Here is a 14,477-nt window from a genome sequence, read left to right as displayed (position 1 = left end):
GGATGATATGCAACACCATTGGATTTACCCATTCAATCCTGTACAATGAATTACGACAAAAACAAAGGTAGATTAAGGATGGATTAGCACGATGAGAATTATCATATCACCAGCTAAAAAGATGAAGATCGACACCGATTTGATGGCTATCGCGCAGATGCCGCAATTCATAAACGAGTCAGAACAGCTATTGAGTTTGCTTCAAAAGTTATCCTATGACGAACTGAAAGTGATGTGGAAGTGTAACGATGCAATCGCCGAACAGAACGTGGAGCGGATTCGGAATATGGATATAAAAGCAAATCTTACGCCAGCCATCTATGCCTACGAGGGCATTCAGTATCAATATATGGCACCGGGCGTTTTTCAAAATGAGGAACTGGCGTATCTTCAGCAGCATTTACGAATATTATCCGGTTTTTATGGCATTTTACGGCCTTTGGATGGCGTTACGCCGTATCGGTTGGAGATGCAGGGTAAGCTGCAAGGTCCCGGTTTCAAATCGCTCTATCAATTCTGGGGCAGCAAGTTGGCGGATCAGCTTCAATCTGAAAGCAATTGTATTCTGAATTTGGCTTCCAAAGAGTATAGCAAGAACATCACGCCTTTCCTGAAGGAGGCAACCCGGATGATCACTTGTGTGTTCGGACAAATGGTCGATGGAAAACTTGTTGAAAAGGCAACCCGGGCCAAGATGGCCAGAGGTGAGATGGTACGATATATGGCTGAGCGGAAGATTACAGATGTGGAGGATATCAAGAGCTTTGACCGGTTAGGTTTTGTTTTCTCAGAAGAGAAGTCGGAAGAGAGTACTTATGTATTTCTATATTCAGAGGGACAGTAGCCTGCTGTACAAAGGTTTATAAATTTTGGTTCGTATAGGTTACACATTGGTAAATGCCATCAAACAATTTGATGGCTCTTTTTTTTGTAGACTAAGGCAGTCTTATTCGGAATATGTTGTACCTACAGAGGTCTACAGGAAGCGACGCCGGATATCATTGAAACCTAATATGAATTTACAAAGTATATATAAAGAAGGATATAATTAGTTGCTATTTATAAATTTGTACTCGGTTACATCCAAAGAGGGGAGGACGAATATGCCATTTATTGGGGGAATCATTTTAATCTTCATCCTAGCATTTATTCTATGGGCATTAATGATCCCGCTATTCAATAAAATAGGTAGTAGAATTCTGAAGAAATACAATAAATTCAAACAAGAGGAGAATGTTGATGAAAAATTCAAAGACGTTTAGAACAGGGGCGATCGCGGTTGCATTGGTTATTATCGTGGGAGTATTATTGGTGACTTTCTTTGTAACACGAATTCCTAATGGATATGTCGGGGTTGTATATTCACCCAATGGAGGTGTAAAAGATAGCACACTGAGTCAAGGTTGGAAACTGGTTGGAGCGTTTGATAAAGTAACGAAATATCCGATCCGAATTCAAACGGTGGAATACAGAGACATTCAGATTGCAACTTCTGACGGAAAAAACATCACAATCGATTTTGCTTACAACTATCAGGTAGAACCAAGTAAAGTATCTTCTATATTCAATACATTTGGGCCAATTAGCATTCAAGAAATAGAGGATACATATCTCAAAACACGTTTCCGTGATGCAGCTCGTAAAGGAATTTCCAAGTTTACAGTCATTGATGTGTATGGTGAAAAGTCATCCGAAGCAGGCGTCGATGTTCAACAACGTTTCTCTGATGATGTTAAAGAGTTAGGATTTATCGTATCCAACGTTACCGTAGGCGTTCCTCAACCTGACGCCAAGACGCAGGAAGCAATCGATAAACGTGTCGAAGCATCTCAAGAACTGGAACGTAAAACGACTGAACTGGAGATTGCCAAAAAAGAGGCTGAACGCAAGCGTGTGGAAGCGCAAGGTAATGCAGACAAACTATTGATCGAAGCAGAAGGTCAAGCTAAGGCCAATAAAGAGCTTCAACAATCCTTATCGAGCCAACTCGTTGAATATGAAACCATCAAGAAATGGGATGGAGCCCTTCCATATGTGAGTGGATCAAATACGCCAATGATTCAATTACCGGGTACTAAAGTAGAGCAAAATAGTGGCGCGGGAAGCGTATCTCCCTAATTAGCGGTTGAAAATGCACGCCTTGCTTTCTCAACAAATTAATGTGTTGAAATTCGAATGAACAAGCCGGTCCAATCGTGGGCTGGCTTGTTTATTTTTGATGCATTTCAGAGGTACGACAAGAGACACTGGATTATTTAGTCTAAAGTTTGAATTCAAGAGTAGTGCGAACGTGGCATTGTTGGGATACAAGTCAGGCTTGTTGTGGCAAAAAGATACTCGGCATTGCCTTGGCAATTTTTGCTTGGCTACTGCTCTTAGGATAAAGTCACAATAAGAAAAGACGCAGCGAGAAATATCCCTGCGCCTGATCAAGCTAACGTAATTGTTAGCAGAAGAATGAGCTGTCATATCATATTGGGGGCGATCCGATTCGTATCCAAAGCTGATGAGCTTTTGGGCTTACCTCCCGTATTCCTCAGGATAGAACCAATATAGCCAGTTCCTCCAATATTCAGATAACATCCTTCCTGTTAACGAACATTAATCCAAGCGGTCCACTGTGTTGGGATGTTAATGGAATAGACCGTACCTACAAATTGTCCGCCTGTTGTATTAGGGGATTCATAAACCCAAGAATGGGCAAAAGCATCTATGACACGATCACCGTCTAGATCAATAGCTTCAGACCAGTTGTTTGTCATTGTATTGCCAGCGAGTTTGCCGAAGTGACTGCTGTCATAACCGATCTGGAAAGTAATACACTGAATCCAAGCCCCACCATGATCATTGGTTGTGGAGAGCGGGTTGTTATTGAAGCCGTAAATTTCTTGACCGCCATTAGGAGATACGACACCGTATACATTAATGTGAGATACTTTCGGAGCAGGCGCAAACAGAACTGGACCACCCGCATTATCAGCCTTCTGCGATTCAAATTCAGCTTTAGCCGCTTTCACAGCTTCACGGAATTCTTTTGAATTAATAATTTCTTCCTTTGTTAACGGTTTGGCTTGAGTCACATCACCATCTGCATAGGCAGCTACATTAAACGAAAGTACGAGAACAAGAATAAGAGCTAAACCAACCAACTTTTTCATGGTAATAAATTCCACCTTTCTTATTATGGGTATTCTTTTTACAAAAATATGGATAACGACAAATAGACCTGCTTGCAGATTAAAGCCTCTTGCCCTCCTTTCTTAAGAAAATGGTTCTTCCCCTTTTTTCTTTACTGACACAGAAATAAAGGAGGTAGAACTCTACAGGCTAGAAAACTCTATGAAGTAGGAATGTATATGTAAAATGAATGCCTGCCAATGATTATGTGTTGCAGACAAAATGTAAAACTCATTTATACGCATTGATATCTTAGCTATGACAGGCTCTGATCCCCACCTTGAAAATATAAGATTCCAAAATAAATATTTAAATTGTAATATATTCCATTTATACAAACATATAGTACCCCTATCTATCACTTTGAGTCAAGTATTTCATTAATTCTATTATTTATTAAATCATGCTGCTCATCGCAGTAAATTGCCATAGTATCCTTTAGTCGTCAAATTGAAGGACAATCCTCATGAACAATATATACCTACAAAGAGATCCTATGGGGCTGAAGGACGGATATAAATCATTCTGAGCGTAGGTTCATGCAGTGAAATCAGGAGGTTAGGCGGATGTATTGTACTAGTACTTCTGCTAACATAGGTTAATCATATATCAGATGAGCGGTGAAAACGGATGAGTACGATTAAGGTGAATCCTGAGCAACTACATCATGTATCCAATCAGGTGGATCAGGCCAGACAACAGTTGGAGCATATTCGCAGTGAACTGACGAGACAGATCATGTTCGTTCAGATGATGTGGATGGGGGCGACGCAGGAGCGATTCTACTATGAGTTTGAACAGTCGCGCCCTATATTGGATAAAGCACTGGAGAGCATGGTGTATACTTCGAAAGAGTTAAAGGATATCGCGATCTGGTTTGAGAATACAGACGCGGAGAAGGGCAGTCTGGGCAGTGTTATTGGTGCTGTTGGTGCGGCAGCAATGATGAGGAGTTCAGCAAGTGATGCGGGTACGGAGGATAAAGGCTACCGGATGGCGCAAGTCAATGTGTATGGGAAGCTGATGTGGATGCCTGTGAACGAGAATGGTGTTACGGATCAGGCAGCCCTTCAGGCATTTAAGAAGGATCAGGGGCATTGGGATTTTAGTCGGATGCAAGCTACGGATGCTGAAGCGCCAGGGGAAGATATTTATGCGATGCAGATCAAAGCCTTTGAAAATGGAATTCATCCCTTCACAGGCGAGCCTGTATCCGATAAATATGCTCAGATGATGTTGACTTCTCTAAAGTTTAGCCAGCTATTTATGGCATTTCAGATGGTTCGCGGGAGTATGCCGGGTGGTAAAGGACCTTTTCGCTTGCCTTCTTCTCATCCAGCTGTGGCGAAGATTAAAAAGAATTTGGAAGCGGCTGAAGCGAGGAAAACGAATGAGCAGAAGAAGGGTTCTGAGGGCAAGGGACAAGTAACTAAGACAGTAATAAGTGAACATGTAAGTGATGCTGAGAAATTGCAAAGGCCATATGCTCACCTAGTAAACGTTGATGGATTTAAGAGAGGTAGTAGACCTGGAGTATCAGGTGGTCATAATATGGACAAATTTAATGAGGCCTTACAAGAAGACGCAAATAAGTATGGGCTGAGTGTTAAAAAGGATTATTTTATAGGTGAGCCCAAGAAGCACAATGTCGAGGGGATCTACGAGGTGGAGTATCAAATTCCGTCCTTGAAACGAAGTGAATCAGATAAAAGTATTTTTGAACCGATAACGGACTCAAATGGAAATGTGCTTGGGAAGAGAGTGAATGATCCCAAAACAGTATATGATCCTAATATAATTTCTAATGAAAAAATGTATAATTGGGGAAAAGCAGCATTAGAGCCACAGATACAGACTGGAAACGTGAAAAACGGGATAGTTAAAGGAGAACTAAATGGGCTGAAATTTGTGGGGTTCGTAGATGAAAAAGGGAACATAAAGAACTTTTATCCTGCTTTTTAATTAATATCGGAGGAGAGATATGATGTACAAAATTTTGACAACAAAAGCTGAAATAGATAGATTAGTCGAATCTTATTTCTGGATTATTGATTTTCCAAGAGCATTAACATACTTCGGAGATCATGAGAGACATGGTTATGGTTCAGGTCCACTGGAGGTACAATTTTCATCCTATCATATGCCAGAAGAGGAAGAGTATATCGGTGATCAGAAAGTGTGTTTTATTGGAGAGCCGCCAGCATATGATGAAGATGTAATGGCAGTGATGGAGCATGATGAATTTTATAACTATTTGATGATTTACAGTGAGAAGTACGTGAAGGAGCACCCAGAAGCTAAACTGGAGATTTATAATTTATTAGATATGGTAAAAAAAAGATTGGGTTTACATTCTTAACTCACTGATTGTGAATCATAAATCATTTGGAGGAACAACGAAAGTTCGTTTATCTTATGCGTCCATAGTATTCATAGTCCAAGTACTGGCTGTACAGTTGGGAAGATATGCAAGCACTAAAAACGTTAACGTATGACCCCGATTGGTGTTGTAAAAAATCCGAAAGCTCTTCCCACCTGAATGTTGTGAGGAACGAGCTTTTTTGTATGCAGAAAATAATCAAAGAAGGTGACAGGACAGCAAATAAAGATGCTGAATAAATTATTGATGGTTATATTGATATGATTACATCCGCCTGTCCATTGTAATAAAAAGATTGGAGATACAAACATGATTAAATACAAGTATACCATTGAATATAAAGAAGATTTCAACGAAGTTATCGTGGACTTAGGCATTGATTCATCGTTAAAGAATGGTTATCTGATTAGTAATTCTTTGGGATCGGATATATTTGGAGACTTCGCCACGATCCAGGAAGAGATCGGAAACTTAATCGAATTACAGAAAGGGGAAATAACGTTATACGAAGGTGGAGGGAATGTGAACTTAATAAGATCTGACCAGTCTTTTACAACTTTTGAAGATATCTTTGCAGAAGAAGATGAAGAGGACAGCACATGTGAAATTGAGACGTTAGAATATGTAAAGATACTATTGTTATGGGCAAAAGAGAACTTTCAGTATAAAAGCCAGCGAGGCGTTATCTTGAAAGAAGAAGGGCAAGTAGCATTAGAGTGGTTAAACAAAAAATATAGTGAGATCAGTGAGATTTAGAGTTAGTATGAAATAATTTTATGTTCCAACTTGTAACAGCTTGTTCCTATCTCAAGATGAGTAGGAATGAGCTTTTATTTATATACGTGAAGTATTGAGCTGATATACTGAAGGAATTTGGTCTTATCGTCTCATTTAAAAGATCTCTTAACATGAGTTTGAGTTTGCAAGTATAATTGAAAATACTTAACAGTGGTGGCTCAGAAATGGAAATCTTTACGAAAAAGGATTCTTTGAATTAAAATATATAAAGACAGCATTAAATATTCTGGATTTTCTTCATTCGAGTGGAGGTTATTTTCAAGTAGATAAAAAAATAGAAGCTAATCTCATTTCATGACTATACATAATGACAATATGAAATATGTTTAAGGAGGAGAAAGATCATGGAAGCTTCACGTCAATTTGACTTAAATATTGAAAAAGTGCTTGAACATTGGACCCCTGCCTATGCTTTACGAGAACTAATTGCTAATGCTTTTGATGAGCATCTATTATCGCAAACATCTGTCCCGGAGATTTATAAAGATGAACAAGGAGCGTGGCACATTCGAGATTATGGCCGTGGTTTACGATATGAGCACTTTACACAAAATGAAAATAAGGAAAAGTTAGATAATCCAGAGATGGTAATTGGGAAATTTGGTGTAGGATTGAAAGATGCAATGGCTACTTTTGACCGTCAGAATATCCGAATCTTAATTCGTTCTCGTCATGCAGATATATCTATGGATAAAAGTAATAAGCATGGATTTGAAGATATCCTTACTCTGCATGCGGTGATTCAGCCACCATCTGATAATACTCTTGTGGGGACAGATGTGACTTTATATGGAGTCAAAGATGAGGATATGGAACAAGCCAAAGATTTTTTTCTTTATTTTTCTGGGGATGAAATATTAGAAAAGACCACATATGGATCTGTCTTAAATCCAAATAAGCAGAATAAAGCAAGAATTTATGTGAACGGATTGTGTGTAGCTGAAGAAGAGAATTTCCTGTTTAGCTATAATATTACCTCTTTAAATGCAGCTTTACGCAAAGCGCTTAATCGAGAACGGACGAACGTTGGGCGGAGTGCTTACACAGACAGAGTAAAATCTATACTACTTGCGTGTACCGATTCAGAAGTTGCTAATGAAATGGCAGCGGATCTGAAAAATTTTGAAACCGGTTATATTCATGACGAGCTGCAATGGACTGATGTGCAACTCCATGCCTGTAAAATCTTGAACGCTAGCGAAAATGTAATTTTCCTCACGCCTGATCAAATGAGGAATGGCGGTTCTTTAGTCACTCATGCACAAGATGATGGTTACCGAGTTGTGGTTGTTCCAGAGTCCATTGCCTTTAGACTTACAAAAATCCAAGATATTGAAGGAAAGCCAATTCGAGATTTAGATGGTTATCGAGAAGAATTTAACACAAGTTTTCAGTTTAATTACATAACTGTTTCTTCTTTATCGAAAGATGAACAAAAGGTTTTTGCTGTAAAAGAGTTAATCTTAAATTGGCTACCAAGTAGCCAAACAAAGAACATAAAAGAGATCTGTATTTCGGAGACGATGAGGGTAGATTATTCTGGTTTTGAAGCACTTGGATTATGGGAACCTTTAGAACAAAGGATTACTATAAAAAGGAGTCAATTACAGAACGTAGTTGATTTTTCGGGTACTTTGTTACATGAAATTACTCATGCGTTTACTGGAGCAGATGATGAATCTTTAGAATTTGAGAACGGATTAACTCAAATGCTTGGGCAACTATCGTCCTATGCTATTAAAAATGAATCACCAAGGAAATTTTTAGGTTTATTTAAGATGTAAAACGGATATCGTTTAGGGGAATGATTGAACTTTGAACTGAAGATATTTGAGTTTTTACGTAAAATACTAACTTGCGCAGATACAAATACCACCATCGGGCTCAGCTTATGCTGGGTCTAGTTTTATGTAACTTGACGGGTTTGGTCTCAATTTTCAATGTTGCTGTCAGTGTTGTATTATGAATATACGTAGATTTTTTGTTATATTTGCTGATTTTTCAGTTTTCTAATGTAATAATACCATACCGATATAATTTCTGTTTTGAGGACGTGAAAGCATTGAAAGATCAGTTACTGCACATGAGAGATAAGCTAAACAATATCAATAAACGTAATCGCTCCATTCGATTATTAAAGATTTATCAGAAATGGAGCTTCGACCTTTCTGCAATAGATATTATGGAAACAAGGCAAGATTCTGAATCAATTCTAAAGGCGATTTTAGAACAGAGAATCAAAGAGAAGATCACTTTACTGAAGCCGTCAATCGATAGTGAAAAGTCAATGAGTTTATCCAAAAAACTTACAGATCTTTATCGTCAAATTAAAGCGACAGAAGATGAGTCAGGTGTCCATGATTTATACTTAGGCTATCCATTCTTATCAGGAACTCTTGTAGATGGTACCTTCATTCAAGCTCCTCTTTTTTTGTTCCCAATCCGACTAGAGAAAGATAATACCAAGCTACAAAAGTGGGTAATTCAACTCGAGGAGGGTGGCCCACAGCTTAATAGAACTCTTTTTCTGGCCTTGAAGAAGTTAAATCAACTTAATTTTTCAGAAGAGATTTTCGAAGAGGCTGCCTCAGTTGCAGGTTCTATGGATTTTAATGAAGTTATCAATTTCTTGGCAAAGCAACAGCTAAAGGTGGAATATACAAAAACGGGACTAAGTCGCTTAAAAGAGTACATGTCTAATGACATTCCACAAGTATCAAATATGAGACTGTTGGAAAATGCAGTGATAGGAGATTTTCCGCAAGGCGGATCAGCCATCGTTCGCGATTTCGATGAATTAATTCATTTAAATGATTCCAGTTCCCTTGCATTAGTGGGAGAAATGATTGATTTTAATATTAATCAATCAAGGGATGAAGGATTATTGTCTAATCCAGTAAAACTTGATGAACGAGTTGATATTAAAGGTGATATTTTAAATGTATTGCAAAGTGATGGTTCACAAGAAGAAATTATTCGAGAAGCTCGTTTCCAAAAAGGTCTTGTTGTCCATGGACCTCCAGGAACAGGTAAATCCCAAGTTATCGTAAATCTAATTACGGATGCTCTACATAGAAAGAAAAAAATTCTGGTTGTATGTCAAAAACGAGCTGCATTAGATGTGGTTTATCAACGGATGAATACATTAGGTCTAAGTGATCATATTGCTCTGGTACACGATGAAAATGTTGATCGAAAATTACTTTATCAAAAGATAACGACAATATTAGAGCATAACGATTTGCAATTTGCTGAAGCTTTAGAACAATTAATAAACGTTACCTCCAGGCTGAATGAGCAAGAAGAATTACTTAATACAATTGCAAGAGCACTTTACGAAAAGCAACCGTTTGGTTACAGATTGTATGAACTTTATGGTCTATCCAATCCTATTATTGATTCAAACAAGATCATTTCGCTACAAAACGTTTCTGGTCAGTTGTCGAAGGAGTCTTTTCCTAAAATGACGGAGGCTTTATTCACGTATGGAGAATGGTATGAGTTGTATGGAAAAGAGCAATATCCGCTTCGTGATCGTAATAGTTTTGCTGACTTTGATATAAAAGAGAAACTGGATACGATTAAGAAATTGGAAGATTTAATTGATAAAGCAAAAAAAGCCATAGATATTATCGAAAAGTTAGGTCTGATAAAGTTCACTCCTGCTTACGCTTGGGAAGTTCAACAAAAGATAAACAAAATATATCCAGAACTTGATGGTAATCAAAAGCGTTTTTTTCCAGGGCTACGCTTATTCTGGTGGACCAAACTTACAGGCAAATCCATCATTGGTCAGATTACGAATGGAGAGGTATTTAAAGGAACAAATTCAACCGAGTGGGTAAAAATTAAAAAGATTTTAAAGTACACGTACGACTTAGGCAAAATAACCATGACACTAAATGAAGATTTGAATGCATTACGTTCACTAGTCAAGGGAGAAGATGTAGTAAGGTTACAGGAGCGAGTAGCAGACGGGGAAATTCCTTTACAAGAATTAATCTTGTTTTTAGAATATTTCCAGCAAGATTTTGATGATTTGAAATCAATGGATACGTTCTGGAAGCAGTCCAGCATTGAAATAAAAAGCATTATAACAGCCTTGCAGGAAAAAAAAGTTGATTATGAGAAGTCCCTCAATAAGTCTTGGGTCGACATTTTTAAGAATTCTGCATATGTACACTGGATTGATCAAATTGAAGCGAAGTACCCTGATGTTCAGAAGATTTCTACAAACGAATTTAGGAGAATACGCCAATCATTTGCAAAATTATTAGAAGAAAAACGGGAAGTATCAGCAAAATATTTAATTCACGAATTAAGGAATCATGTTAATCTTCTGCAACTTAATAAAGGACAATTTACAAAAGAGTTAAAGCATCAAACGAGTAAAAAGAGAATGATTTGGCCTCTTCGAAAGTTAGTAAACCAATTCAGCGATAACGTATTAGCAGATATTTTACCCGTTTGGCTGGCTTCGCCAGATGTGGTCTCTTCAATTTTTCCTCTTCAAGAGGGAATGTTTGATATTGTTATCTTTGATGAGGCTTCACAATTAACGGTTGAAAGCAGCATGCCTTCTGTATATCGTGGAAAACAAATTATTGTAGCTGGGGATGAAAAGCAACTTCAACCATCTAACTTGTTTAGATCCGGCTATGCAGATGACGAAGACGATGACGAAGCGAAGTATGATGTGGACGAGTCTTTAAGCCTACTGAATTTAGCGAAAAGACGCTTTCCAGAAAAGATTTTACAGTGGCATTATCGGTCAAAATTTGAAGAGCTAATTAATTTCTCAAACCATGCTTTTTATAATGGTTATGTCCAAATTGCACCCAATGTTACTCCGTTTAAAATCCCGCCTGCAATTGTCTGGAAAAAGGTAAACGGAAGATGGTTGAATCAGTCTAACGAAGTTGAAGCTTTGGAAGTTGTGATGCAGTTGAAAAAGATATTAATCGAACAAGATCAAAAATCGGTTGGTATCATTACATTCAACGCGAAACAACAGTCTAAAATTCTTGACGTGATTGATAAGACAGTTTTAGAAGACGAAGAGTTCAGAGTACTTTACACGGAACAAATGGCTCGTGACTTAGATGAGAGGCTCTTTGTAAAAAATATTGAGAATGTTCAGGGTGACGAGCGAGATATTATTATATTTTCTATCGGATACGCTAAAAATGAAGAAGGAAAAGTGTATAACCGTTTTGGAACACTCAATCAAAAGAATGGTGAAAATCGACTTAATGTTGCGATTACACGTGCTAAGGAAAGCATAACAGTAGTTTCCAGCATTGAGCCCGAGGATTTAAATGTAGCCAATGCGTCAGAACCAGGTCCTAGATTATTCAAAAGTTACCTGAAATATGCTAGAGCCGTTTCTGGAAATAAAAATGAAGATATCAAATCGGTGATTCAAGAGATCAATGAAACAATAAGCACGCATACAGCTCAGCAATCCTTACAATTTGATTCTCCATTTGAAGAACAAGTGTATCAGCAACTCCGTAACTTGGGATATGAACTGACTACTCAGGTAGGTATGTCAGGTTATCGAATTGATATGGCAGTTGTCCATCCGAATGATTCTTCCAGATATATTCTAGGTATAGAATGTGATGGAGCTATGTATCACAGTTCGCCAAGTGCTAGAGAACGTGATGTCTACAGACAAAGATATCTGGAATCAAGAGGATGGATCATTGAGCGAATTTGGAGTAGAAACTGGTGGAAGAATCCTGCCTATGAAATTGAGAAAATAGATCAACGAATCAAAGAATTAATTGAAAAAGGAGAAAGAAATTTCTATTAAGAGTTTAAATTTTAAAATTTCCATATGAATGAACTAAAGACAAAACTAGCGGATTTCCCGCTAAATCCCCATCTCGCCACATTCCTTGAATTACAATCTTCCTGAGGTGACTATAGCATGAAGAATAACATGTCAAACCTGATCGAGGATTTGTTTCACGGGAACCTGCGGTTGGACGAGTCGATTCATCCGGAGCAAGAAGAGTATCAGGAGATCAATCGTCAAATATCGGACATGATGCATAACTACAAAACAAATCTCACAGATACAGAATACGATGCTTTGGAGCAATTAGTAGACCTTATCGGACAGTCCACATCTATGTATGTGGAAGCAGCTTTTGAGAAAGGTTTTCGTACAGGCGGTAGACTCATCATTGAGGTTTTAGCCAAACCGTGAGTATTTACCTACTTCATAAGCCAGCGGCAGACAATACAAAGCAATTCAAAAATCCCCTTCTCCATTACCACCGATCAGGTTGGCATGGGGAGGGGACTTTGCTTTTGAATTATTCCTTTATCTCACTGACCAACAACCTACCGCGCCCCGATATTTGTACCCGCTGGCGTACCCGATCCAATCAGATCACTACCACCCGCAAGCTTGAGGAAATTATCCAAGATAGGTGTTCCGTCCGCGCTACGTGTTACCGAAGGTACGAGGGAGACAAAGTCGGCTGCGCTGGCGAGCAGGCCTTTGGCGTTCTCGCTTTTTTTGTTCTTCCACCAGACGTTGGTGCTGCTGACGTCGGTTCCGCTTGTTTTGTCACTGGCTCCGCCTTGGAAGGACAGGTTGTTGGTGAAGATGTGGGTGCCTACATCAAAGGCAAAGTTGCTTTGTCCATTGTTCCAGGAGGTGTTATTTTTCATCTGGATCGAACCTGGATTGCTGTTATAGGTGAAGCCATGCTTTTTATTATTAAACGCAATGTTGTTCTCCACAATATGATTCACTGCAATTTTCTCGCCTCCGAGCTTGAAGCCGTTGCCATCACTGTTGGAGGTAGAAGTACCGTCTGATGTTGCACCGTTAGCGTAGGCGATGCTGTTGCGGATCGTGACCGCGCCGATGGCGCCTGTGTCCGTTTTGCTATACAGATCCCAGCCATCGTCCACGTTATAGGCCGCAATGCAGCCGTCGAAGACGTTGCCCGGGCCAACGGTCAGTTTGGCGGCAAAACCGTCTGCATCCTCGCCGTCATCCGGGTCGTAGTTGTTGTGGGAGTAGGAACGAATGACTTCATTATATGCAGGCCATTCACTCTTGGCGGCGGTGGAAGCATAACGTCCCATTTGAATCCCCGTATCCCGATTGTGATGGGCTTCGATCTGCTCCAGGCGGTTGTAGCTGCCTCCGATGAAGATTCCGTTGTCACCCGCACCTTTCACCTCAAGACCTTTGACGAACCAGTAGTCTCCGAACATTTGCAGTCCACGATTAGTGGAAGCGAAGGTTTGGGCTGAGAAATCAAAGACCGGTTTCTCCGATCCATACGCCACCAGATTTTTACGTTGTGAGGAGGTGCCACTGTTACCACGTTCAATGGTAATGGTCTGCGAGAAGCTGTAGGTGCCGCCGCGCAGATAGATCGTTTTGCCCGGAGCGATCTGGGTCAATGCGTTAGCCAGAGACGTTGGACTGTTGATGGTTCCTGGATTACTGGCTGAGCCGTTAGGGGAGACATAGAGATCACCCGCAGCAAGTGCCACACTTGAGGTAGCCACGGCTTCTGATGGATTATTTTGCAAGTTGCTCTCAATTACATCCGCCGCGCTAACCGATCCACCACCAATCAATAAAAGAGGGAAAGCGGCACTCAGACAGATCTGGGCCATTTTTGATTTGAGGGAGCGCTCCTTCAGGGAATGTACAGATCGTACAGACACATGAGTAGATGTGGATGGGAATAATTTCATTAATAGACCTCCTTGGTTAATGGAAAATGGAATGCGTGAGCTGTTACGGTATGCCGGACAGATGCATCGATGAAGTAGATCATTGCGATGGAATGAATACTATCTGTACAGCATAGTTTTATGGTGAATGTTGTAAACGTCATCTTCAATAATCATTTGATCACATGGGTCAAGATACAGGCAGGTTAGGCGTAGTCGCTCCCAGTGCATGGAGTTTTACAGGTTACATGTAATCCTGACATTGGCTGGTAGCCCTGATTTAACGATGAATCATCTGAAATGAACTTCGAGATGCACGCTTTTACAACGCTCAAGGCACGAGACTCACCCTCAATCCACCCAAATGAACTTCGCATTTTCAAATAAAGAGCCGTACGCATCCAATAGG

10 protein-coding genes are annotated in these 14,477 nt (G+C 39.5%); 8 read left to right on the top strand and 2 right to left on the bottom strand.

Annotated features, from left to right (window positions below; genetic code table 11):
- Positions 1–91: 91 nt before the first annotated feature.
- Together yaaA and NKT06_RS21085 are read left to right on the top strand one after the other, a co-directional pair.
- Positions 92–844, top strand: coding sequence for a peroxide stress protein YaaA (gene yaaA, locus NKT06_RS21090; RefSeq protein WP_253438950.1), 753 nt, complete (start codon positions 92–94; stop codon positions 842–844).
- Positions 845–1,239: 395 nt separating this feature from the next.
- A complete protein-coding gene (locus NKT06_RS21085; protein WP_253438947.1) occupies positions 1,240–2,118 on the top strand; it encodes a prohibitin family protein in 879 nt (292 codons plus the stop codon).
- A gap of 473 nt (positions 2,119–2,591) precedes the next feature.
- Here NKT06_RS21085 and NKT06_RS21080 read toward each other — a convergent pair whose 3' ends face one another.
- Positions 2,592–3,158, bottom strand: a complete 567-nt coding sequence (locus NKT06_RS21080; RefSeq protein ID WP_253438944.1) for a DUF4879 domain-containing protein — start codon at positions 3,156–3,158, stop codon at positions 2,592–2,594.
- 649 nt (positions 3,159–3,807) lie between these two features.
- Between NKT06_RS21080 and NKT06_RS21075 the strand changes: the two genes are divergently transcribed.
- The 6 genes from NKT06_RS21075 (at position 3,808) to NKT06_RS21050 (ending at position 12,572) form a co-directional block, all read left to right on the top strand.
- Complete coding sequence (locus tag NKT06_RS21075; protein WP_253438941.1) at positions 3,808–5,139, top strand: WXG100 family type VII secretion target; 1,332 nt, start codon at positions 3,808–3,810, stop codon at positions 5,137–5,139.
- A gap of 19 nt (positions 5,140–5,158) precedes the next feature.
- Positions 5,159–5,536 carry a ribonuclease toxin immunity protein CdiI gene (gene cdiI / locus NKT06_RS21070; RefSeq protein WP_253438938.1) on the top strand — a complete coding sequence of 126 codons (378 nt, stop codon included), beginning with the start codon at positions 5,159–5,161 and terminating at the stop codon, positions 5,534–5,536.
- Positions 5,537–5,866: 330 nt separating this feature from the next.
- A complete protein-coding gene (locus NKT06_RS21065; RefSeq protein WP_253438935.1) occupies positions 5,867–6,313 on the top strand; it encodes a hypothetical protein in 447 nt (148 codons plus the stop codon).
- Between the two features lie 386 nt (positions 6,314–6,699).
- A complete protein-coding gene (locus tag NKT06_RS21060) occupies positions 6,700–8,139 on the top strand; it encodes an ATP-binding protein (protein WP_253438933.1) in 1,440 nt (479 codons plus the stop codon).
- Positions 8,140–8,417: 278 nt separating this feature from the next.
- Positions 8,418–12,173: an AAA domain-containing protein gene (locus NKT06_RS21055; protein ID WP_253438930.1), complete on the top strand. Its 3,756-nt coding sequence runs from the start codon at positions 8,418–8,420 to the stop codon at positions 12,171–12,173.
- A gap of 117 nt (positions 12,174–12,290) precedes the next feature.
- On the top strand, positions 12,291–12,572 hold the full coding sequence (locus tag NKT06_RS21050; RefSeq protein WP_253438927.1) for a DUF6809 family protein: 282 nt from the start codon (positions 12,291–12,293) through the stop codon (positions 12,570–12,572).
- Between the two features lie 137 nt (positions 12,573–12,709).
- On the opposite strand, the gene NKT06_RS21045 is transcribed toward NKT06_RS21050, so the two are convergent.
- Complete coding sequence (locus tag NKT06_RS21045; RefSeq protein ID WP_253438924.1) at positions 12,710–14,089, bottom strand: right-handed parallel beta-helix repeat-containing protein; 1,380 nt, start codon at positions 14,087–14,089, stop codon at positions 12,710–12,712.
- Positions 14,090–14,477 lie beyond the last annotated feature (388 nt).

It is taken from the genome of Paenibacillus sp. 1781tsa1, from assembly GCF_024159265.1.
In the GTDB taxonomy this organism is placed as follows: domain Bacteria; phylum Bacillota; class Bacilli; order Paenibacillales; family Paenibacillaceae; genus Paenibacillus.
Note: the sequence above shows the minus strand (reverse complement) of the source record. Positions and strands in the feature narration are given on the sequence as shown.